17 protein-coding genes are annotated in these 21,878 nt (G+C 73.8%); 4 read left to right on the forward strand and 13 right to left on the reverse strand.

What is annotated here, in order from left to right; translation table 11 throughout:
• Positions 1 to 7: 7 nt before the first annotated feature.
• From NYZ98_RS05045 to NYZ98_RS05100, 12 genes are all read right to left on the reverse strand, one after another.
• Positions 8 to 1,390, reverse strand: a complete 1,383-nt coding sequence (locus NYZ98_RS05045; protein ID WP_262841286.1) for an aldehyde dehydrogenase family protein — start codon at positions 1,388 to 1,390, stop codon at positions 8 to 10.
• Positions 1,391 to 1,445: 55 nt separating this feature from the next.
• A complete protein-coding gene (locus NYZ98_RS05050; RefSeq protein WP_262841287.1) occupies positions 1,446 to 2,198 on the reverse strand; it encodes a glutaminyl-peptide cyclotransferase in 753 nt (250 codons plus the stop codon).
• Complete coding sequence (locus NYZ98_RS05055; RefSeq protein WP_262841288.1) at positions 2,195 to 3,469, reverse strand: hypothetical protein; 1,275 nt, start codon at positions 3,467 to 3,469, stop codon at positions 2,195 to 2,197. Before NYZ98_RS05055 ends, NYZ98_RS05050 begins: the two co-directional genes overlap by 4 nt.
• On the reverse strand, positions 3,466 to 5,487 hold the full coding sequence (locus NYZ98_RS05060) for a non-ribosomal peptide synthetase (protein WP_262841289.1): 2,022 nt from the start codon (positions 5,485 to 5,487) through the stop codon (positions 3,466 to 3,468). Before NYZ98_RS05060 ends, NYZ98_RS05055 begins: the two co-directional genes overlap by 4 nt.
• Positions 5,488 to 5,587: 100 nt before the next feature.
• Positions 5,588 to 6,838: an MFS transporter gene (locus NYZ98_RS05065; RefSeq protein WP_262841290.1), complete on the reverse strand. Its 1,251-nt coding sequence runs from the start codon at positions 6,836 to 6,838 to the stop codon at positions 5,588 to 5,590.
• Positions 6,835 to 7,824 carry a TauD/TfdA family dioxygenase gene (locus tag NYZ98_RS05070; RefSeq protein WP_262841291.1) on the reverse strand — a complete coding sequence of 330 codons (990 nt, stop codon included), beginning with the start codon at positions 7,822 to 7,824 and terminating at the stop codon, positions 6,835 to 6,837. Before NYZ98_RS05070 ends, NYZ98_RS05065 begins: the two co-directional genes overlap by 4 nt.
• 1 nt (position 7,825) lies before the next feature.
• Positions 7,826 to 9,448, reverse strand: a complete 1,623-nt coding sequence (locus NYZ98_RS05075) for a pyridoxal phosphate-dependent aminotransferase (RefSeq protein ID WP_262841292.1) — start codon at positions 9,446 to 9,448, stop codon at positions 7,826 to 7,828.
• Between the two features lie 53 nt (positions 9,449 to 9,501).
• The gene (locus NYZ98_RS05080) at positions 9,502 to 10,077 is read right to left on the reverse strand and encodes a cupin domain-containing protein (RefSeq protein ID WP_262841293.1); all 576 of its coding nucleotides are present in this window, start codon (positions 10,075 to 10,077) and stop codon (positions 9,502 to 9,504) included.
• A 258-nt stretch (positions 10,078 to 10,335) separates the two neighbouring features.
• The gene (locus tag NYZ98_RS05085) at positions 10,336 to 11,526 is read right to left on the reverse strand and encodes a GNAT family N-acetyltransferase (protein WP_262841294.1); all 1,191 of its coding nucleotides are present in this window, start codon (positions 11,524 to 11,526) and stop codon (positions 10,336 to 10,338) included.
• A 21-nt stretch (positions 11,527 to 11,547) separates the two neighbouring features.
• Positions 11,548 to 11,826: an acyl carrier protein gene (locus NYZ98_RS05090; protein WP_262841295.1), complete on the reverse strand. Its 279-nt coding sequence runs from the start codon at positions 11,824 to 11,826 to the stop codon at positions 11,548 to 11,550.
• The gene (locus NYZ98_RS05095) at positions 11,823 to 13,547 is read right to left on the reverse strand and encodes an amino acid adenylation domain-containing protein (protein ID WP_262841296.1); all 1,725 of its coding nucleotides are present in this window, start codon (positions 13,545 to 13,547) and stop codon (positions 11,823 to 11,825) included. The genes NYZ98_RS05090 and NYZ98_RS05095 overlap by 4 nt, the downstream gene beginning before the upstream one ends.
• Positions 13,548 to 13,609: 62 nt before the next feature.
• A complete protein-coding gene (locus tag NYZ98_RS05100) occupies positions 13,610 to 15,553 on the reverse strand; it encodes a hypothetical protein (protein ID WP_262841297.1) in 1,944 nt (647 codons plus the stop codon).
• Between the two features lie 388 nt (positions 15,554 to 15,941).
• Between NYZ98_RS05100 and NYZ98_RS05105 the strand changes: the two genes are divergently transcribed.
• Positions 15,942 to 17,153, forward strand: coding sequence for an exonuclease domain-containing protein (locus tag NYZ98_RS05105; protein ID WP_262841298.1), 1,212 nt, complete (start codon positions 15,942 to 15,944; stop codon positions 17,151 to 17,153).
• 88 nt (positions 17,154 to 17,241) lie between these two features.
• Positions 17,242 to 17,694: a hypothetical protein gene (locus NYZ98_RS05110; RefSeq protein ID WP_262841299.1), complete on the forward strand. Its 453-nt coding sequence runs from the start codon at positions 17,242 to 17,244 to the stop codon at positions 17,692 to 17,694.
• 79 nt (positions 17,695 to 17,773) lie between these two features.
• Here the strand turns inward: NYZ98_RS05110 and NYZ98_RS05115 are convergent, their stop codons facing one another.
• Positions 17,774 to 18,730, reverse strand: coding sequence for an ROK family protein (locus NYZ98_RS05115; protein WP_262841300.1), 957 nt, complete (start codon positions 18,728 to 18,730; stop codon positions 17,774 to 17,776).
• 101 nt (positions 18,731 to 18,831) lie between these two features.
• Between NYZ98_RS05115 and NYZ98_RS05120 the strand changes: the two genes are divergently transcribed.
• Positions 18,832 to 19,809 carry a LacI family DNA-binding transcriptional regulator gene (locus NYZ98_RS05120; protein ID WP_262841301.1) on the forward strand — a complete coding sequence of 326 codons (978 nt, stop codon included), beginning with the start codon at positions 18,832 to 18,834 and terminating at the stop codon, positions 19,807 to 19,809.
• Positions 19,810 to 20,327: 518 nt separating this feature from the next.
• Complete coding sequence (gene mmsA / locus NYZ98_RS05125) at positions 20,328 to 21,875, forward strand: multiple monosaccharide ABC transporter ATP-binding protein (protein ID WP_262841302.1); 1,548 nt, start codon at positions 20,328 to 20,330, stop codon at positions 21,873 to 21,875.
• Positions 21,876 to 21,878 lie beyond the last annotated feature (3 nt).

Raw genomic sequence — 21,878 nt, forward strand, 5'->3', positions numbered from 1 at the left:
CGTGGGGTCATGTGAGGCGGGCGGTGATGGTTTTGGGGCGTTGGTATTCGGTCAGGGCGAGGACGCTGAGGTCGGTTCCGTGTCCGGAGTGCCCGCGTCCGCCGTGCGGTAGTTCGGCGGTCTGTTCCAGGTGGCAGTTCAGCCACACCTCCCCGCCGTTCACCGCCGCAGCGATGTCCAGCGCCGCCCCCAGCCCGGTGCTCCACACACTGGCGGCGAGGGCCTGCGGCACGCCGTTGGCCATCCGTACCGCCTCGTCCGGGTCGCCGGCCGCCTGGACGGTCAGCACGGGGCCGAACACCTCGCGTTCCACGGCCGGGTCGCCGGGTTGCAGGCCGGCGAGCACCGTGGCGGGCCGCCAGTAACCGCCCGACTCGTCCTCGCCCGCCGCCACCTCCCCGATGTGCCGGACGCTTGCTCCGCTCGCCTCCATGATGCGGTCGAAGCGGGCCGCCTGGGCGGCGTTGTTGAGCGGCCCGAAGTCGATGCCCGCCCGCAGCGCCGACATGGCCTCGGCGAGACGCTCGACCGTCTCGGCGTGGTTCTCGCGCAGGGTGATGACCCTGGCGGGCGCCGCGCAGCTCTGGCCGGCGTTGTAGGTGGAGGCGCGGGCGAGGTCGGCGTAGGTGTGTCCTGGCGCGTCGGGCAGCACGATCGCCGGGCAGTTGCCGCCCAGTTCCAGGCTCACCTTGCGCAGCCCCGCCCGGCTCACCACGTCGAGCCCGCCGGCGACGCTCCCCGTGAACGCGACCACGTCCACCTCGGCCTCCACCAGCAACCGGCCGGTGTCCCGGTCGCCGGCCACCGTGGTCAGCACGCCCGGCCCGAGTACCTGGGCGGCGTGGCGGGCCAGGAGCCGCCCGCTGTCGGGGGTCGTCTCGGCGGGCTTCAGGACGACCGCGTTGCCGGCGGCCAGCGCGGGGGCCAGCCGCCACATCGCCATCAGCAGCGGATAGTTCCACGGGACCACGGCCGCGACGACGCCGAACGGCTCCCAGCGCACCCAGCTCTCCCGGCCGGGGAGCCGCCGCCCGGCCGCCGGGGCCAGATCCGCGCGCGCGGCGCCCGCGTAGAAGCGCAGCACGTCCACGCTCTGCGCCACCTCGGCGAGCGCGTCGGCGGGCGGTTTGCCCGTACCGGCCCGTTCGGCGGCGGCGTACTCCCCGGCGTTGTCCTCGATCAGCCCGGCCAGCCGCAGCAGCAGGAGCGAGCGGTCGCGCGTGGTGTGCGCCGCCCAGCCCGGCTGGGCGCGGCGGGCGTCCGCGACGGCGCGAGCGACGTCCCCGGCGTCACCGGGACGCGCGGACGCCCGCGCCCGCCCCGTGCGCGGGTCGTAAAGGATCGCGGACGCGGTGCCGGGGGGATCGGTGGTCAGGGGTGCTCGGCGCATGGGACGACCTCGATCTCGTAGGCGGACGCCGTCCCGGGGGCGCCGGGCTCGGCGGTCAGAACTGCTCGACGCACGGGACGACCTCGATCTCGTAGAGGGTGGGCCACAGTTTCCCGGTGACGAAGAGCCGGTCGCCGGACGGGTCGTGTGCGATTCCGTTCAGCACGGCGCCGTCCGGGCAGCGGTCGCGGGGGTAGGGGTTGAGGCCGGACAGGTCGATCCAGGAGGTCACCACGCCGGTGCCGGGGTCGATGCGCGCGACGCGGTCGGAGTACCAGACGTTCGCGTACAGCTCGCCCCCGGCCATCTGCAGCTCGTTCAGCCTCGTCACCGGGGAGCCGCCGCTGGTCACCCGGGCCAGGGACCGCTGCGCGCGCCCGCCGGTGGCCGGCCGGTACAGCTCGTCGGTCCCGTCGCTCATGATGAGCTCGCCACCGTGTTCGGCCAGGCCCCAGCCCTCGCCGTCGATCCCGAACTCCCCGATCCGCGCCAGGTCGTCCTTGCGGTGGACGAAGCCCCGCTTCTGCCGCCAGGTGAGCTGGTACAGCAGGTCGCCCACCAGGGCGATGCCCTCCGCCCAGTACTCCTGGCCGAGCGGCCTGCGGTCCAGGACCCTGCCGGTGGCCGCCTCGACCCTGCGCAGCTCGGACCGCCCGTACAGGCCCACGCTCTCGTAGAACACGCCGTCGTCCCAGACGAGCCCCTGGGTGAAGGCCTGGGGGTCGTGCGGGTAGCGCCCGCGGACCCGATAGGTGTACTCCCGGGGCGCCACGACCGGACCGGTCGTCTCGTCGCGCATGGCGGTCATGTCCGGTTCGAGGTGGTATGGGCGAGGACGACGCCGGGTCGGGTGGGGCCGGGTTCGAGGATGGTCTCCCGGATGAACCAGTCCGTGGCCTCGGCGAGGACGCCCTCGGCCTCGCGGCGCGTGTGCCCGGAGACCAGCAGGGAGCCCATCTCGTCGATGCTGAGCGCCGCCGGCCCCAGCACGTCGCCCTCCGCCACACCCAGGCGGTAACCCTGGACGCCGTCGACCGGGCAGGCGCGGGGGATCCGCACGACCGTCCCGGGGCGGGGCGGGAACAACGCGAGCCCGGCGATCCTGGCGGGCGCGGCGGGCAGCGGGGGCAGGGACCGGCCCGCGACGGCGCGCACGTACACCTCGGCGAGCGAGACGCCGAACCCGAGCTCGACCGCCTCCTCGATCCTGCCCCCGCCGAGCCGGCAGGCGATCTCGTTGAGGACCAGGCCGCCGCCCGGGGTGACGAAGATCTCGGCGTGGAACAGCGAGACCGGCTCGGTGGGCAGCGCGGCCAGCGCCCGGCGGGTCAGGTCGCACAGCGGCGCGCGCAACGGGTCGTCCCGGTCCAGCATCACGCTGCGGAGCGGCTCGCCGGACAGGACGCCCAGGCACGAGGTGTCCCCCTGGGTGGACGGCCAGATGAGCGCGGGTTCGCCGCCGATGACGATGCCGTCCACGTGCGCCATCTGATGGCCGAGGTACCGCTCCACCATCAGCGGCGCGCCGTGATCCTCCCCCAGCCCCGGCGCCCGGCCCGCGTAGCCGAGCAGGTCCGCCTCGCCGCGCAGGACCTCCACCCCGATGGAGGCGCCTCCCCTGCGGGGCTTCACCACGACGGGGTACCCGTGGTCGCGGACGAAACCGGCGAGCGACGTCAGATCGGGCGCGGCGGCGAAGGGCACCACCGGGATCCCCGCCGCCCCCAGCAGCTCCTTCATGCGGATCTTGTCGCGGTACGCGGTCGCGGCCGCGACGCCCTGCCCGTGGACGCCGAGGCTCTCGCGCAGCCGCGCGGCCCGGAGCAGGTCGAACTCGGAGGTGGTGACGATCCTGTCGAAGCCGTACTCGGCGTGCAGGCGCATCACCTCGTTCTCGACCAGAGGGCTGTCATGGAACGGGTCCATGAGGCTGACGTGCGCGTACCCGGCCCGCGCCTGGGAGGACGCCCCCCGCGCGGCCGTCGCGTCGCTCAGCAGCACCACCTGGTGCTCCGGCCCGATCCATCGCGGGTAGGGGCGGGTGGACAGCGGCGCCCGGTTCATGACGAGGACGTTCACGCCGGGAGCCCCTCGTCGCGTCCCGGGCCCGCGTCCCGCTCGCCGAGCCGCTCGCAGATGCCGGCCACCGTGCGCGCCTGGAAGAACACGCGGACGCTCACCGGGACGCCGGTCTCCTCGCGGATCCTGCGGATGAGCCGCGTCGCCATCAGCGAGTCGCCGCCGGCCGCGAAGAAGTCGTCGTCGGCACCGATCCTGGGGACGCCGAGCACGTCGGCGAACAGCGCGCAGAGCGCCTCCTCCCGGGCCGTACGGGGCGCGCGGCCAGGACCGGCGCCGGCGCCGAGGTCCGGCTCCGGCAGGGCCAGGCGGTCGACCTTCCCGCTCGTGGTGAGCGGCAGGCGGTCCAGGAACACGAACAGGGAGGGCACCATGTGGTCGGGCAGGCCGGCGGCGAGGTGCGCGCGCAACAGGGCGGCCCTCGGGACGGACCCGCCCGCCGCGACGACGTAGGCCACCAGCCTCCGGTCCCCCGGGCGGGGTTCGCGTGCCGTCACGACGGCCTGGCGGACCCCCGGGCATCCCATCAGGGCCGACTCGATCTCGCCGGGTTCGACGCGGAACCCGCGCAGCTTCACCTGCTCGTCGGCCCGGCCGAGGAACTCGATCTGGCCGTCGGCGGCCCGCCGTACCAGGTCGCCCGTGCGGTACATCCGCGAGCCGGGCGGCCCATAGGGGTCGGGGACGAACCGCCGCGCCGTCAGGCCCGGGCGGTTCAGGTAGCCGCGCGCCAGGCCGGGCCCGGCCACGTACGCCTCGCCGGGGACGCCCGGCGGCACCGGGCGCATCCGGTCGTCCAGGACGTGGACCCGGGCGTCGCGGACAGGACGGCCGATCGCCGGGGTGCCCCCGCCCGACAGCGGGTCGCTCATCGTCGCGCACACGGTCACCTCGGTCGGCCCGTAGGCGTTGACCATGCGGCGGCCCGCCGACCACCGGGCCACCAGGGGTCCCGGGCAGGCCTCGCCGCCGACGACCAGGCACTTCAGACCGTCCAGGCCGTCGGGTTCCAGGTCGGCGAGCGCGGCCGGGCCGATGAGGGCGTGGGTCACCCGGTGCTCGCGCAGCGCGGTGGCCAGCGTCTCGCCGGCCATCAGGTCCGCGCCGGGCACGACGAGCGTGCCGCCTGAGGCGTAGGCCATGAGCAGTTCCAGGACGAAGGCATCGAAGCCGGGCGAGGACACCTGGAGGATCCGGCTGCCCGGCCCCGGCCGCAGCCCGTCCACCAGGGAACGGGCCAGCGCGGCGAGCCCGCGATGGGTGACGACGACGCCCTTGGGCCGGCCGGTGGACCCCGAGGTGTAGATCACGTACGCGGCCAGGTCCGGCGACCACTCCCCTGCCCGGCCGCCCCCACCGGTGCCACCGGTGGCGTCCGTAAGGGTTCCCCCGGCCGGGAATCGGGCGGTGTCCGGGGTGGACCCCTCACCTGGAGATCCATCGGCGTCCAGGTCGGACGCCTCGCCCAGCGGCCCGGCGATGTCCAGGTCGGAGCCCTCGCCCGGGGACCCGGCGGTGTCCGGGTAGGAGCCCTTGTCGTCCAGGGTCACGATGGGCCCCTGCCAGCCCCCGAGCGCGGCCCGGGGCTCCGCAGAAGTGATCACGCAAGTGGGGTTCGCGTCCGCCAGCATGAACGCGGTCCGCGCGGCCGGGACGGTCACGTCGATCGGCAGGTACGCGGCGCCCGCTTTCGCGACCGCGAGGATCGCCACCACCATGGCGGCGCCGCGCGGCAGGACGATGGCGGCGATCGCCTCGGGGCCGAGGCCGCCCGCGACAAGATGGCGGGCCAGCCGGCCGGCCACCGCGTCGAGCTGCTCGTAGGTGAGCCGCAGGTCCCCGGACTCCAGGGCCGGGGCGCCCGGCGCGCGAGCCACCCGCGCCTCGAAGATCCGGTCGAGGCGTGCCGGGGTGACCGGCTCCACCCACGCCTCGAAGATACGGTCGAGGCGCGCGGGAGCGACCGGCTCCTCCCGCGCCGCCGTCCCGGCGTGCTCGGACTCCTGGCTTGTACGCATGCCCACCTTCTGTCGGTCTCGCGTCGCGGCACGGCGGATCCGCCCGCCCTCGAAGGCTGCCAACCGGCTTTGCATTCCGGTTGCAGAGCGCGGGCGGCCGTCAGCGGGTGCGCTCGGCCCAGCGGACGACGGGGGCCACGGCGAAGCCCAGCGCCGCGAAGACCGCGGCGCACACGAGCCAGCCCAGCGTGCCGCCGCCGAAGACGAGGCCGGTCAGCGCCGCCGGGGCGATGACGTGCCCGAGCAGGATGCCCATCGAGTGCGCGCCCTGGTACTGCCCCTGCGCGTGCGGCGGGGCCAGCGCGAAGGAGATGCTCCAACCGGCCGCCGACTGGCGCAGTTCGCCCATCACATGCGCGAGTGCCCCGGCGACGAGCAGCGCCACGGCCACCGGCGCCGGCGTCCCGGAGGAGCCGGCGAACAGCAGGCAGGCCACGGCGACGCAGATCCCGCCCGACCGCGACGCCCTGGCCGCGCCGGACGGCGTGTCTGTGCCCCGGGAGGCGCGCACCTGCAACGCCACGACGGCCGTCGTGTTGAGCACGAACAGCACCGCGACCAGCCAGCGCGGCGCCTCGGTGCGGGCGGCGATCCACAACGGCACCACGAGCTGGATGAGCACGAAGTGCGTGGACGACAGCCCGTCGACGACGGTGTAGACCAGGAACGGCAGGTCCCGCAGCGCGACCAGCCGTGGCCCGCCCGCCGGGGGCCTGGCCGGCGGCGGGGACGGCGCCCGGACGCAGATCGCCGCCGCGACCAGGTAGGTGGCCGCGTTGCCGAGGATCATCACCAGGTACGCGGGCCTGGTGTCCACCGCGATGCCGAACCCGGCGCAGGCGGCGCCCCCGGCCAGGCCCACGTTGGTGACCGCGCGCAGGTAGGCGCGGGTGCGGACCCGCTCGCCTGCCGGGACGGCGCCGCCGATGAGCGAGCCGCGCGCGCCTGCCGCCCCGGAGTCGGTGACCGCGATGAGCGCGGAGACGACCAGGAACGCGGGGAAGGACCCCACCAGGACGAGCGCCGCGCCGGCGGCGGACTGGGCGAGCAGGAACCCGACGAGCATCCCCCTCGGCCCGTACCTGTCGGCGAGGTAGCCCATCGGGGTGCTGACCAGCGTCGACACCAGCGCGGCCAGCGTCAGGCCCGCCCCGACCTGCCAGACGGCGAGCCCGGCGGACCGGGTCAGGAAGAACGCGGCGCACGTCATCCACAGGCCGTTGCCGAACGTGTTGACCAGCGTGGCCGCCGCGAGGACGCGGGCGGCGCCCGGTTCCGGGGCCATCGCGCGCAACCGCGTCAGGCGCGGCCGGGTCGGGGAAGGCCGGTCGTCGACCGTCTGCCGGTTCACGCGACGATCCGCAGGCGCCGCAGGTGCCGTCGCGGGACCGAGGGGTCGACCAGCCCCGCCGTGCGGCCGTGGAACAGGAACGTGTTGTCGATGACCACCAGCGAACCCGGGCGCCATCGCGTGCCGGCGGCGCCCCCGGTGTACATGGCGGCGAGCAGGGCGCGGATGGCCTTGTCGACCTCGGCCGCGCCGGCGCCGCCGGTGTGGGTCCACTCCAGGGGCTGCGAGCCGAAGTCCCGGAACGAGAAGACCGGGCGGCCCCCGGCGTACCGCAGGATGGCCGGGCCACGCTCGTTGCGGCGGTAGCGGGTCCGCGAGAGCACGTCCGCCTGGGCGGGCGTCAGCCGGCGGGCCACGTCCGCCATGGGGACCAGGACGGTCTGTGTGCCGGTCGCGGCACCGGGTTCCAGGCACATCAGGACGATGTACCGGGGTTGCCCGGCGGCGGGCCGCCCGCTGCCCTCGCTGTGCAGGGTCAGCGGGCTGGCCGCGAACGGCTGGAGCGCGACGTCCGGGGTCGCCTCGTGCTCGGTGACCAGGTTGAGGATGACGTCGTCCTCCACGTACGGCCGGACGGACGGGTCGGTCTCGGGCATCGCCCGGCCGAGCAGCGCGCCGAGGGCCAGGAAGCGGTCGTTGGTCAGCGGCCGGTCCAGCGCCGCCACGGCGAGCCCCCGCCGGCCCAGTCCGGCAAGCAGCGCTCCCCCGCCGGCGTTCGGGAAGTCGTTCGCGCGGGCCGTGCGAACCGGCACGTCCGGGGCGGGCAGCTCCGACCTGCCGTCGAGCAGTTCGCGCCGCGCGCGGACGTGCGGGTCGCCGGGCCGTTCGGCGAAGACCCCCTCGACCACGGGCCGGGACACGCGGGCACCTCTCTGGGACGTCTGGTCGTCTTCGCGGGACACGTCATCGCCTCCCCGGGTCGTCCGATCGTCCTCGGGGGACGCGCAGGCGCGTCCCCGGGTCGTCTGGGCGGGTGTCTGGGGCATGTCATCGCCTTCCCGGGGTCAGGGTGAACGCGTCGTGGATGCGGGAGATCGCCGGGGACAGGTCCTCCCACGGCTGGGCCGTCGTCACCCGGACCGTGCCGCCCGACAGGCAGAACGTGAGGACGCCGGGGAACACCGCGACGCCCGTCCGCCGCAGCACGTCGCGGAAGCACAGGTAGGAGTCGTCCCACCCGGGGAAGTCGACGGCCGCGTTGATGGAGTACCGGGGGCGCACCACCGACACCGACGCCTCGGTGAGCCCGGCCAGGGCGGCGTCGCGGACCACGGTCAGCTCGGCCTCGCGGGTGAGCCGGTCGTGCCGGTACGCCTGGTAGGCCGCCCGCAGCCGCCGGGGGTCGAGCCCGTAGGCGCCCTCGAACTCGGCCACCTCGGCGGCCCCCGGTTCCAGGACGCCCGTGACCAGCCAGCGTTCCATCCGGGCGAGCACCTCCACCAGCGTGTACAAAAACGACGGCGGCCCGCCGAACGTCGTGGAGGCGTGCTCGTAGTACGACTCGACGAAGGCGGGGTCGGCGAGGATCCAGCCGATCTTCAGGCCCGGTGCCGACCACATCTTCGACAGGCTGGAGACCCGCACGACGTTCGCCGAGGCGCGCAGCGGCGAGAACCGCCCGGAGGCGCCCAGCCACTCGTGGCACTCGTCCAGCAGGATGATCGTGGACGGCGACGCGGCCCGGATCAGCCGGGCCAGGTCCTCCTCGGCGATGCCCGCCCCGGTGGGGTTGGCCGCCGTCTGGAGCATGACAAGCGGCGTGGCGGGCGTCAGCGCGGCGATCAGCCCGTCGACGTCCACGCGTCCCGACGTCGACGGCAGCGGCACGAGCCGGGTCGCGCGCCGTCGCGCGATGGCCTCCACCAGCGGCGGGTAGTTCGGGATGCCGCACAGCGCCGGAGCGCCGGTCGCCGGGGCGCCCAGCAGGACGAAGTCGGCGAGCGTGCTGATAGCGAACGTGCCGCCCATGGTCAGGGCCACCCCGCCCGCCTCGTAGGGCGAGCCCTCGATGCGCGCGTTCTCGTACGCGGCGACCGCCTCGCGCGCCGGGATCCGGCCCCTGGAATCGGAGTAGCCGTACCAGTCGCGGTCGAGGGCGAACCGCAGGCAGTGCTTGAGCGTGTCGGGAAGGCCCCACGCCCGCTCGTCCACCGACCCGCCCGACAGGATGAACTCGGCGTCCCCCCGCAAGTCGCCGTACAGGTCGTCGCGGAAGAAGGAGTTGAAAAGCTCCTTGACGAAACGGACGGTCGCGCGGGACGCCAGGACCTCCTCGGCGTCCACGGCCCGCCGCACCCGGCTGGCGCGCCACAGCCCGGCCAGTTCCGGGCGGCGGCTGTGCGGGCCCAGCTCGTGCTCGACCCGGCCGAGCCACAGGTCGCGCAGCTCGAACGGGTCGCCGGCGTCGCGGGCCCTCGCGTACACCTCGATCGTCCGCTCGTCGACGCCCGGGTGGAACTCCTCGCGGACGCCCTTCATGTCCGCCGCGCGCAGGGCCGCCGCGTGCGCCGACGCCGGCAGGCCGGGCGACCGCCGGCGCGGCGCGGTGTCGAACAGCCGCCCGGTCTCCCGCTCCGCCGTCAGGGGCGCGAGGAGCCCGGCGGACGTCACGGGGCGCTGGACCGCGGGACCTTCGGGGGCACGCGAACGCCCCGCGCCGCCGTTCACCCGAACCGGTGCGGGGAATGAGGGCAGCCCAGCCCTTCCAGCTCCTCGCCTCCGGTCGCGGCGACGCCGCAGATCCGGCAGCTGATGGTGCCGAAGGAGGTCAGCAGCGCGGAGTACTCGGTGAGGTCCTGCCGCTCGGGGCTGTCCAGGAGCCGGTGCGGCGCGCCGACCGCGAGGATGACATGGTCGGTGACCGCGCCCACCGCGTGCGGCACCGCGCCTCTGACCATGTACACCTGGCCGGGCGCGGTCGCGGTGATCGCCCCGTCGACGGTGATCGTGCCGTGCCCGCCCACCACGATCAGCAGATGGTCCCCCGGGTGGGTGTGCGGGAGGAATCCCTCGCCCGCGGGCAGGTGCAGCAGGTCGGCACCGAGATGCCCGGAGGTCACCAGCGAGCGGCCGGTGGCGGCCCTGGTCTTGAGCACCCGCGTGGGGTGGGGCGTCATGTCGATCCCGAGCCACTGTGTGGTGCCGTCCACGCCCCCGTCCGCGGCCCAGTCACAGATCAGCAGCGGCGCCTCGAAAACCCCGCCACCGGGTCTCTCCTCGACCATTCCCCGTTCCGGCATTTCTCCTCCGCGATGATTCGGTCGGCCGATCCCGGGGCGTTTCCCGATGACCGGTCACGGCATTCCTTCGGCTTTTCCGGAACCGCGCCGAAAGGCGACCGGAGGCCGTGGAGTTCCGAATCTCTCACCCGAGGTTGCAGTGTCGTTGCACTCCCGGAAACCGGGCCGGAATAGCGCCGGGCCGCCTTTCCTTCACGAATATCGAGGCCACCGGCCGGACCGGCGAGCCTCGACTCCGCCTTCACCCTGCGGCCGGGGTCAGCGCCAGCTTCGTCCGCAGACGGCCCTCAGGTCCCAGGCGGACGGCACGTCGAGACCGGTGAGCGCCGGTGAGAGGATCGGCGCGCCGGTCGGGCGCACCAGGAGATTGGGCAGGTGGCCGTCGCGGGTGAGCCGCCCGGTCGGTTCGTCCAGCCGGAAGCCGAGCGAGGGAAGGGCCGCGCGCCGGGCGTCGCCGATGTCGCGCGCCCACATATCGATGGACGGACCTGGCAGCACCGACAGGGCCGCCGCCAGCAGGTCCGTCCAGACGTCGTCGCCGGTCGCCTCGCACTCGACGATCGTGGTCGGCGCCCCGTCCTGCGCCGGTCCTGGCCGGTGCGCGACCAGGTAACCGGCCGGCGCCCTCGCCCCTGCGGCCCCGGCGCGCCCCCGTCCGGTAACGGGCGGTTCCGGTCCGATGCCGTCCCGCTCCGGTCCGTGGCCCGGCGGTTCAGGTTCGGTTCCGGGAGGTTCCGCGACGAGGTGGAAGTAGCGGGCGAGCGGGTTCTGGTTCCGCCACGTCAGGTACTCGAGGTCGCGTACGTGCCGGATGCCCGCCTGGGACGGGAGCCCCGTGGCGAGCGCCGCCATCGCCCCCAGCCCGTCCGCCCCGGCCGCCCGGATCCGCAGCCCGGACCGCACCCCCCACAAGACGGCTGGCGCCTGGGAGGCGGTCGGGGTCTGGGAGGCGGTCGGGGTCTGGGAAACAGCCAAGGTCGGGGAGTCGGCCAGGGTCTGGGAGAGGGTCGGGGGCGCGGAGGCGGTGGGCCAGGGGCCGATGGCGCGCCAGCCCTGCATGAGCATGGCGGGCCCGGCCGGCTGGTCGCCGAAGTCGAGCAGCCAGGGCACCCCGTCGCCGCGCAACCGATCCACCAGGTCGTCGAGCATCCGCCCGAACAGGGGACCGCCGCGATGCGCGGGCGCCACCACGGTGTCGGCCAGGCAGGGCAGCATCACCCGCGCCCCGCCCACCTCCCACATGGCGCCGAAGGCGCCCACCATCCCGGCCAGCTCCGCGCCCGCCCACGCCAGCGTGACGTACCGGTGGTCCAGGTAGGGGTTACGCCGGTACTTCCAGTCGAGGTAGTCCCCGTTCCCGCGCGGTCCCCCGCCCCACAGCAGCTCCTGGAACCGGGTGACCTCGTCCCGATGACGTGGCTCGTACGCCGTGATCCGGTAGGACGTCATCGCCGCGCCCCGGCGGGGACGTCACGTCGCGGCATGGTCGCCGGCCGGTTGTCGTGCCGCGCGCTTGTCGCGGACGAACCCCGCGATGCGCTCGATCGTCCGGAAATGGTCCAATCGCAGGTCGGCGGACCGGACCTCGATCCCGAACTCGTCCTCCAGCAGGGCGAAGAGCCGCATGAACCCCATCGAGTCGATCAGCCCGCTCGCGACGATGTCGGTCGTGTCGTCCGGCGGGTCCACGAACATCGAGTCGCGCATCAGCGCCGCGACGCGCCCGGCGACCGAATCGTCCCCTCTCATGCCCCGACCTCCCTCTCCAAGGACCCACGCGTATCCGCGCACCGATCGGCGGACCCCGGCCCGGCCGGGCGCCGATCGGCGTCCGGGGACCCGTGCCCGGACGGGCGCCGAGTGGCGTCCAGAAAGCGGTGTTCGATCGCGCGGTGGTCGGTCTTCCCGTTCGGGGTCATCGGCATCGAGTCGAGGACCAGCCAGCGCGTCGGCACCATGTACGGCGGCAGGGTGCCCGCGAGCTCGGCCCGCAGTTCGGCCGGGCCGCGACCCCCGCCCGGCACGGGCACGTACGCCGCGCAGATCTCGGTCCCCTCGAAGCCGTCGCCGGACACCGCGACCACCGCCCCGGCGGACAGCCCGCGCACCCGGCCGAGCGCGACGGCGATCTCGTCCAGCTCGACACGGTGACCGCGCGCCTTGACCTGGCGGTCCGCCCTGCCGTGGAAGTGGAAGACGCCCTCGGCGTCCATGGCGGCCAGGTCGCCGGTGCGGTACCAGCGTTCGCCCCCGGGGGCCTCACGGAAGGCGGCGGCGGTCGCGGCCGGATCCCGCCAGTAGCCGGGGCTCAGCCCCGCGCCGGCGATGTGCAGGTCGCCGACGACGCCGGGCGCGAGCGGCGCCAGGTCCGCGCCGAGCACGGCGAGCCGCTCCCCGGGGATCGCCCGGCCGATCGGGACCGGCGGCGCGCCCGGCCCCGGGACCGACGTCAGGGTGTGGTGGCTGCTCGCGATCGTCGTCTCGGTGGGACCGTAGACGTTGGTCAGCTCGACGTGCGGGAGCCGTTCCATCCAGTAGCGCACGGCGGCGGCCGGGAACACCTCCCCCACCCAGATGAGCCGGCGCAGGTCGGGAAAGTCCCCGTACGCCACCACGTCCCGGCGCGCCATCTGCACCAGCACGGACGGGACGGAGAACCACTGCGTCAGCCCGGTCCGCCGGAGGAAGTCCGCGGTCAGGCTCGGCAGCAGGTTGGCGTGCGGCGGCACCAGGTACAGCCGGGCGCCGGAGGTCAGCGCACCGAAGACGTCCCACACCGAGATGTCGAAGTGCAGCGGCGCGTGCCCCGAGACGCGGTCGCCGGGCCCGAGCCCGAAGCGCGTGTTCGCCCACGACGTGAAGTGCCGCACGCTCGCGTGGGTGACCGGCACCCCCTTCGGCTCGCCCGTCGAGCCGGACGTGAACATGATGTAGGCAAGGTCGCCGGCGTCGCCGCGCACCGGCGGCGGCTCGGCGGGGCCGTCGTCGAGGCCGACCGGGACCACGGGCGGGCGCACCGCCGCCGGCGCGGTGAAGTCCTCGGGGACCGGGCCGAGCCACAGCACGCCGCGCACGCTCGACGGGCCCGCCTCGTCCAGGCACCCCGCCACCAGGCCGGACACGCCCGGGTCGGCGACCACCCAGCACGGCCCGCACCGGCGCAGCACCCGGCCGAGCCTGCGGGCGGGGCTCGCGGTGTCCATCGGGACGTAGCACGCCCCCGACTTCAGGACCCCGAGGACGGCCACGATCGCCGAGACGGACTTCGGCACCATCAGGCAGACCCGGTCGCCCGGCCCCACCCCCTGGTCGACCAGGGCCCGGGCGAGCCGGTTCGCCCGGTTCTCCAGTTCGCCGTACCCGCACTCGGCGGCGCCGTCCACGACGGCGCGGGCGCCGGGATCGCGCTCGGCCTGGGCGGACACCAGCAGTTCGAGTCGGCCGCGACCGCCTCGGTCTCCCCAGCTCATCGTCTCGGTACCCTTCCGGTCCGGTGTCGTCGTACCCGGCCGGTGAGCGGCCGGGCGGTGCGTCAGGCCAGCTTCAGCATCGTCAGCGATGCGACGTAGACCCCGTCCAGCAGGGCGACGAAGATCCCGGTGTGGGTGTCGGGCCGAGGGGTGTACAAGCGCAGGTCGACGGGGACCCGCAGCCGGTGGACCTCGCCCGCGCCCACCTCGGCGCCCGTGCTCCAGGCGGGCGGCAGCCCGAGGGCGCTGCGGGCCTTGAACGCGAACCCCGCGCCTCCGCGCACGGTCTCGCCGCCGAGGTTGGCGATCTCCCTCTCGACGTACGCGGTCGTACCCCGGGCGGCGTCCACGTCCAGCACCCCGCTCATGGTGATGGACGGGTCGCCCGGTTCCGTGGTCCACCACAGGTCCCCGCACCGCCGGCAGACCAGCGTCGTCACGTGGACGTCCTCCTCGACGCGGTGCCGGAGGCGGAGCAGGGCGGCCGTCGCCCTGCCGCAGTTGGGGCACACCTCGTCGGTCCTGCCGACCTGACGCAGGCCACCGAAGGCGCCGCCGGCGAAGTCCCATCCGGAGGTGTATATCCGGCCGGCCAGCGATTCGGCGGCGCGCCGCTGCACCTCGGCCAGGTCGGCCGCGACGGCGGCGGCCGATCGGGCCGTCCCGGGGTCGAGCAGGTCACGGCAGATCTCGCGGACGCGCGCGCGGATCGCGTCGACCTCGGCCTCGTCGATCTCCAGCCCGAACCAGCACAGGCGTTCCAGCCGGGGCACGACCACACCGTTCAGCCGCCGCAACGACGCGACCACGCCCTCGTCCTCCCGCCTCCGCGGACCACCGCCCGTACCGCGACCCTCAGGGCCGGCGTCAGAACGCGACCCTGCGCCGGGGCCAGGATCGGGACCGGGACGCGACCCGCTGCCGAGGTCGGGGCCAGGACCAGGACGCAGGGTGAGACCAGGGTCGCCCAGCAGGCCGAACCTGGTCAGATCACCTTGGATCGGATACCCGTGCTCGTTCATGCGGCGGACCACCTCGCCGAGCGGCACACCGTCCGCCAGCGCGTCCTCCAGCTCCACCTGGGCGCGGGCATGCTCCAGGTGGAGGCCCACCGCCCCGATCACCGCCACCGCCGTCCCGTCAAGGAAGCCGAGCCCAAGACCGATGTCCGTCGGATAGGCGTTGACCCCGACGGCGACGGACGCGCAGCTCTGCGCCATCACCAGCGTCGCGTGCAGGTCCCGTGCGGGCAGGCGGTCCGATTCGCCCAGGTCTCGGCGGAAGCACCCTTCGCCCCGCAGGCAGGGCGTGGCCCGCAGTCCGGGGGCCACCGGCCGGGGCACGACGTCCAGGGCGTCCGAGCGCCCGCAGATGATGCCGTCGACCAGGCCGGCGCAGCACTCGCGGCCGTAGGTGCGCAGGACGAGGAGCCGTACCCGGTTCGCGCGTACGTGGCCGAACTCGGCGAGTTCGAGCGCGTCCGCCTCCCCGGCGCCGGGCAGCATCGGGTGCGAGCCGACGAACACCCTGTCCTCGCCGGCCGCCTCGACGGTCAGCGTGCGGTAGACCAGGCAGGCCAGCGACTCCTCGGTGCGGCCCGTGACCACGCCGACGGGACTGCCCGCGGCCCCGGGCCAGTCCCCGGCCTCGGACAGCTCGCCGGCGAGCCCCACGACCGCGACCGTCTCTTCGGGACGGGCGGCCAGCTCGGCGGTCAGGCGTCCGGCGGGAACATGCCGGTGCGGGCGGCCGGTCGCGGTGGCGAGCATCCACCCTGCGGCCGCGCCGAACTCGCCTCCCGCCGACAGCACCAGCCCCGGCCGGGCCTCCGGCACGACGGTAGGCAGCACGCCCTGCGGGAACAGCGACACGTACCGGTCCAGCGCGGGCCCCTCGAGCAGCGGGAACGGCCGATCCACCGTCCACTCCCCGGCCCGCCGCAGGAACTCCCCCCGGTCACGGCACAGGCGGACGGCCGAGCCCACCGTCCCGACGACGCCGCCCACAATGCCTCCCCCGCTGACCGCTCCCGAATCGGCATCCGAAACCCTCGGCGACCGTCCTCGAGAGTCCCACCCGACATTGCAGCGCCATTGCAGCCGAATATCGGGGACGACCGGCCCGGTGGACCGCCTGCCGGCGAAGCCGTTCAGATTTCAGCGAGGTACCCGGCCTGGTGACGCTTTCATCATCCTGACCCGGACCGGGGTATTCATCAGGACAAATCACCATAAAACCAAGCAATACCCATCACCGACCTCGGTCGCATTTCACCATTCCGGCGCGAGCGAATCCCCGCTCCTGTCACGAGCCGATCACAGTGCGCGCATCGGCATTTCCCCTTTCCCTCGATCGTGGAATCGTCGATGACGTCCGCTGCGGAAAGGGGAAGAAATGGCGAATGAGCCGGTCGGTTACGCCGTTCTCGATCTGGAGACCACCGGCCTGCGGCCCTCATGGCACGACCGGATCGTCGAGGTCGGCATCGTCCATCTCGACCCGTCCGGGGAACCCACCGGCGAATGGGGCACGCTGGTGAATCCCGAGCGCGACCTGGGCCCTCGGCACATCCACGGCATCGACGCCGCCGACATCCGCCACGCCCCGAGGTTCGCCGAAATCGCCGGGACCCTGACCGGCCTGCTGCGCGGCCGTGCCCTCGTGGCGCACAACCTCCGATTCGACCTGGGCTTCCTGCGACACGAGTTCGCTCTCGTCGGTGCGCCGCCCCTTTCCCTTGACGGGCTGGGCATCTGCACGATGACCGAGGCCACCCGGTTCCTCCCCCGCGCCCCGCGCAACCTCGCCGGGTGCTGCGCCGAGGCCGGGATCCCCCTCGACGGTCACCACGACGCGCTCGTGGACGCCCGCGCCACGGCCGGCCTCCTGCGTCACTACCTCGATCTGTCCCGTCCCGCCTCTCCGTGGCACCCGCACCTGCGTCACGCGGCCGGGGCCCGCTGGCCGGCGATCCCGGACACCGGCACGCCGTGGGTCCCGCGGGGCGTGGCCGCCGAACGCGACGACCACTTCCTCGCACGTCTTGTCGACCGCCTCCCCCGGGCCTTCGAACCCGCGCAGGCCGACGCCTACCTCGCCCTCCTCGATCGGGTGCTCCTGGACCACCACATCTCCGCGGGCGAGGCCGACGCCCTGGTGGAGCTCGCCACCCGGCTCGACCTGTGCCGCGCCGACGTGGAGCGGCTGCACAGCGACTATCTGGCGGCGCTCGCCCGGCTCGCCCAGGCCGACGGGGTCGTCACCCCCGGGGAGCGCCACGAACTCGAACTCGTCGCGCGCCTCCTGCGGATGCCCGCCCAGGCGGTCGCCGACGCCCTCGCTTGCACGACCCCCGCCGTGCCGCTCACCCGGTACGCCCTCCGGCCGGGCGACCTGGTCGCCTTCACCGGCGACATGGACGGCGGGCGCGAGGCCTGGGAGGAACGCGCCTGCCGGGCCGGTTACGTGTCCCACCCCAACGTGACAAAAAGGGTCCGCCTGCTGGTCGCGGCCGACCCTGACACCCTGTCCGGCAAGGCGCGCAAGGCCCGGGGCTACGGGATCCCCATCGTCACCCCCGCCGCCTTCGCCCGCCTGATCGAGTGACCCGGGCAGGGGTTCCGGTGCTCGCGTGTGATGGTGGGGGGCCGCCGCGCGCGTAGGGGGTGGTTATGCTTGCGCGCCAATGGACGCGGTGAAGTTCCTTCTCCTTGTCGTGCTGTTGCTGCTCGGGCTGGCATGGCCGGTGGGCGTGGTGGCCGTCCTCGTGCTGGTGGTGTCGGCCGTGCTCGCCCTTCTCGGTGAACGCCGGGCGGCGGGCCGCGCGGGGTGGACGCTGGCCGCCGCGGCGGCGTGCACGGCGGTCACCGCCTACGCGTACGGGCTGAGGACGACCACCGCCGGGGCGTGGACCGACCCCGACGACCGCTGCGCGCTCGCGAGTCCGGGAACCTACGCGTACGGCCACCGCGGCCCCGCCGGCGGATCGCAGAGCATGTGGCCGCTGCACGACACCACGTGCGGCGCCGATCTGGTCCCCGGTTTCGTCAACCCCCTGGTGACCGGGGCGGTACTGCTGTTCGCCGTGCTCGTGGTGTACATGACGGCGACGAGAATCAGGTCCCGCCACCGTCTGCGGACCGGCTGACGGCGTTTCACCGAGACAACGTTGTCAAGATCGAACGCGCCTGGTCAGAGCGGTTCGCGGCCGTGGGGGGTGCCGGGGGTCAGGTGGAGGAGGCGACGCCGCGGCCGGCGTAGGTGTCCGGGGCGAGGATCAGGGCGGCGGCGCCGGCCAGGCCGGCGGAGTTGCCGAGGGTCGCCGTCGTCACCGTCAGCCCGCGCAGGAAGGCCAGCCGGCCGTGTTCGGCGATGGCCGCGCGCAGCGGCGGGAAGAGCAGGTCGTGGGCGGCCGCGACGCCGCCGCCGATCACCACACGGGACAGGTCGCAGATGGCCGCCGTCGAGACGATGCCCGCCGCGAGCGCGCGGCCGGACCGCCGGAACGCCTCGCCCGCGTACGGGTCGCCGGCCCGCGCGGCGGCCGCGAGGTCCTGCCCGGCCGGCGCGGGGACGGGCGCCTTCCACCCGGCGCGCAGCGCCCAGGCGACCATGCTCGGCCCGCTGCTCATCGCCTCGACGCAGCCGCACCCGCCGCACGGACAGGGGGGGCCGTCCAGGTCGACGACCATGTGGCCGATGTGCCCGGCGTTGCCGCTCGGCCCGCAGAACAGGCGCCCGGCCTGGATCAGGCCGCCCCCGACGCCGGTGGAGACGACGATGCCCAGCAGGTCGTCCACGCCCTGCCCGGCGCCCCGCCAGTGCTCCCCCGCCGCCGCGCAGCCGCCGTCGCCGGCGAGCCGGACCGGGACCCCGGGGACCAGTTCGGCCATACGGCCCAGCAGCGGGAAGCGGCGCCAGGCCGGGATGTTGACCGGGCTGATCGAACCCTCAGGCAGGTGGATCGGGCCGGCCGAGCCGACGCCGACGCCGGCCACCCGCGCCGTGCCGGCCGCCGCGAGCACCTCCGACACCAGAGCGGCCACCGGGCGCCAGACCGCCTCGGGGTCGGTGGACCCGGCCGTCGGCCGCACCCGGCGTTCGGTGACGGTCCCGTCGGCGGTGACCAGGGCGGCGGCGACCTTGGTCCCGCCGATGTCGACGGCGAGGGCGAGATCGGACACGAGAGGACTCCTATGGCTTGGACAACGTTGTCACAATAGCGGCGGGTACCGATATGGTTCCGTCCATGGCTAGCGACGCCGGTAGGACGAGGCGGCCCACCATGACGGATGTGGCGGCCCGGGCCAAGGTGAGCCTGAAGACCGTCTCGCGCGTGGTGAACAACGCGCCGCACGTCCAGCCCGAGCTCGTCGAACGGGTGCTCGCCGCCGTCGCCGAACTCGGCTTCCGCCGCAACCTGCTGGCCAGCTCGCTGCGCTCCGGGCAGACCACGGCCACGATCGGGCTGCTGATCGAGGAGATCGCGAACCCGTTCTACGCGACGATCGCGGGAACCGCCGCCGAGATCGCCCGGCAGCACGACACGATGCTCATCATCGCCAGCTCCGAGGAGGACCCGGGGCGCGAGCGGCAGCTGCTGCGCGACATGTGCGCCCGCCGCGTCGACGGGCTGCTCGTGGTGCCGGCCGGCGACGACCACTCGTTCCTGCGCGCCGAGGTCGAGCTCGGCACCCCCATGGTCTTCCTCGACCGGCCGGCCGGCGGGCTGCTCGCCGACACGGTGCTGCTCGACAACCGAGGGGGCGCGCTGGCCGGGGTGCGCCGGCTCGTCGAGGCGGGCCACCGCCGCATCGGCATCCTGCTGGACTCGATCGGCGTCTACACGATGCGCGAGCGGCTCGACGGTGCGCAGGACGCGCTGGCCCCTGCCGGTGTGCCGTACGACACCCGGCTGGTCCGCGACGGCGTCCGCGATCCGGCGGCGGCCGCACGCGCCGTCGCGGAGATGCTCGAACGGCCCGATCCGCCGACCGCCTTCTTCAGCCTGAACAACCGGATCACCCTCGGGGTGATCGAGGAGCTGCACCGGCGCGGCAGCGACGCCGCGCTGCTCGGGTTCGACGACTTCGACATGGCCCGCCTGTCGCCGTACCCGCTGACGGTGATCGCCTACGACACCCGCGAGCTCGCCAGGGCCGCCGCCGAACTGCTGTTCCGCCGCATCGGGGGCGACCGTTCGTGGCCGCGTACGATAGTGCTCCCCACCGAGTTGGTGACGCGGGGCGTCCCCCCGCGCTGAACCGTGCGCGACCGGTCCAGGACGGCCGCGTACGGCAGGGCCGATGGCCCGCGATCCGGCGCCGCCCTGGCGGCCCGGACGGTGCATCGTGTGAGGTGGGACACCCTGTACGTCCCGGATGCGTCACGAAACGGCTACATTGAAACGGCCCCAGTTGACATGCCCGTAACACGGGAGGAGTCTCTACCCGCTGCCTGCCTGACAACGATGTCATAGCCCGATCGGAGGAAACCACCATCGTCATGCGCGTCAACCCTTTCCTCCCTCGGGATCGTGTCCGGCCAGGAACTCCACCCGGGCGCGACCACCCCCGTCGACCGGCGCTGGGGAGAACCACGTCTCAGGCCGCGGTCGATGCCGCCTGAGCTGATGACGACCCCGGAGGCAAGAATGTCATTGGTGACGTCGCGCGAGCCCCTGCGGCCGGACGCGCACGGATCCCTCCGGCGGCCCAGGGACGGCGACCCCGCCGCCCCGCGGCCGTTCCCGGCACCGGCCAGGAACCGGGTGAACGGCTCATGAGCGACGCACCCGTCCTGCTGGAGATGCGTTCGATCACCAAGGAGTTCCCCGGGGTCAAGGCGCTCTCCGACGTCAACCTGATGGTGCGGGCCGGCGAGATCCACGCGATCGCCGGGGAGAACGGCGCCGGCAAGTCCACCCTGATGAAGGTGCTCAGCGGGGTGTACCCCTACGGCACCTACTCCGGTGAGATCCTCTACCAGGGCACCGAGAGCCGGTTCGCCGACATCCGGGCCAGCGAGCACGCCGGCATCGTGATCATCCACCAGGAGCTCGCCCTGGTGCCCGGCATGTCCATCGCCGAGAACATCTTCCTCGGCAACGAGCCGGGCCGAGGCGGCGTGATCGACTGGAAGATCGCCAACCGCCGTGCGCTGGAGCTGATGGCCCAGGTCGGCCTGGAAGAGGACCCGGACACGCTGATCAAGGACATCGGCGTCGGCAAGCAGCAGCTCGTGGAGATCGCGAAAGCGTTCGCCAAGGACGTGAAGCTGCTCATCCTCGACGAGCCCACCGCCGCCCTGAACGAGGCCGACTCCCAGCACCTGCTGGAGCTGCTGCGCGGCTTCCGGCAGCGGGGCATCACCTCGATCATCATCTCCCACAAGCTCAACGAGCTCGCGCAGGTCGCCGACGCGATCACCATCCTGCGGGACGGCAAGACGATCGAGACCCTCGGCGTCAAGGCCGACGGCGTCGACGAGGACCGGATCGTCCGTGGCATGGTCGGCCGGGAACTGCACAGCCGGTTTCCCGACCACACCCCCGACATCGGCGAGGTCTTCTTCGAGGTGCGCGACTGGACGGTCCGGCACCCGATCTCCGCCGACCGCCTGGTGGTCAAGGGGTCCAGCTTCACCGTGCGCCGCGGCGAGATCGTCGGGTTCGCCGGCCTGATGGGCGCCGGGCGCACCGAGCTGGCGATGAGCATCTTCGGCCGCTCGTACGGCACCTACGTCTCCGGGCAGATCTTCAAGGACGGCAAGGAGATCGTGCTGAGGTCGGTGTCGGACGCCATCGACCACGGCCTGGCGTACGTCAGCGAGGACCGCAAGTCGATCGGCCTGAACCTGCTCGACGACATCAAGACCTCGATGGTCGCCGCCAAGCTGTCCAAGGTCTCCACCCACGGCGTGGTCGACCCGGTGCGCGAGCACCGGGCGGCCGAGGGCTACCGCAAGAGCCTGCGCGTCAAGGCCCCCACCGTCGACGAGGCGGTCACCACGCTGTCGGGTGGCAACCAGCAGAAGGTGGTGCTGGCGAAGTGGATGTTCACCGATCCCGACCTGCTGATCCTCGATGAGCCGACCCGGGGCATCGACGTGGGCGCCAAGTACGAGATCTACGGCATCATCCAGCGGCTCGCCGAACAGGGCAAAGGCGTCATCGTCATCTCGTCGGAGCTGCCCGAGCTGATCGGCCTGTGCGACCGGATCTACACGGTGTTCGAGGGGACCATCACCGGCAACATCGACCGGCGGGACGCCGACCCCGAGCTACTGATGAAACAGATGACCTCAGTGAAGAAGGCACAGCGATCATGAGCC

It is taken from the genome of Sphaerisporangium corydalis (assembly GCF_025506355.1).
GTDB lineage: Bacteria > Actinomycetota > Actinomycetes > Streptosporangiales > Streptosporangiaceae > Sphaerisporangium > Sphaerisporangium corydalis.

Bases quoted from the DNA above. Each gene is read 5' to 3' on its own strand.
- NYZ98_RS05045 (WP_262841286.1), bottom strand. From the start codon at position 1,390: ATGCGCCGAGCACCCCTGACCACCGATCCCCCCGGCACCGCGTCCGCG.
- NYZ98_RS05050 (WP_262841287.1), bottom strand. From the start codon at position 2,198: ATGACCGCCATGCGCGACGAGACGACCGGTCCGGTCGTGGCGCCCCGG.
- NYZ98_RS05060 (WP_262841289.1), bottom strand. From the start codon at position 5,487: ATGCGTACAAGCCAGGAGTCCGAGCACGCCGGGACGGCGGCGCGGGAG.
- NYZ98_RS05070 (WP_262841291.1), bottom strand. From the start codon at position 7,824: ATGCCCCAGACACCCGCCCAGACGACCCGGGGACGCGCCTGCGCGTCC.
- NYZ98_RS05080 (WP_262841293.1), bottom strand. From the start codon at position 10,077: ATGCCGGAACGGGGAATGGTCGAGGAGAGACCCGGTGGCGGGGTTTTC.
- NYZ98_RS05085 (WP_262841294.1), bottom strand. From the start codon at position 11,526: ATGACGTCCTACCGGATCACGGCGTACGAGCCACGTCATCGGGACGAG.
- NYZ98_RS05090 (WP_262841295.1), bottom strand. From the start codon at position 11,826: ATGAGAGGGGACGATTCGGTCGCCGGGCGCGTCGCGGCGCTGATGCGC.
- NYZ98_RS05095 (WP_262841296.1), bottom strand. From the start codon at position 13,547: ATGAGCTGGGGAGACCGAGGCGGTCGCGGCCGACTCGAACTGCTGGTG.
- NYZ98_RS05105 (WP_262841298.1), top strand. From the start codon at position 15,942: ATGGCGAATGAGCCGGTCGGTTACGCCGTTCTCGATCTGGAGACCACC.
- NYZ98_RS05120 (WP_262841301.1), top strand. From the start codon at position 18,832: ATGACGGATGTGGCGGCCCGGGCCAAGGTGAGCCTGAAGACCGTCTCG.
- mmsA (WP_262841302.1), top strand. From the start codon at position 20,328: ATGAGCGACGCACCCGTCCTGCTGGAGATGCGTTCGATCACCAAGGAG.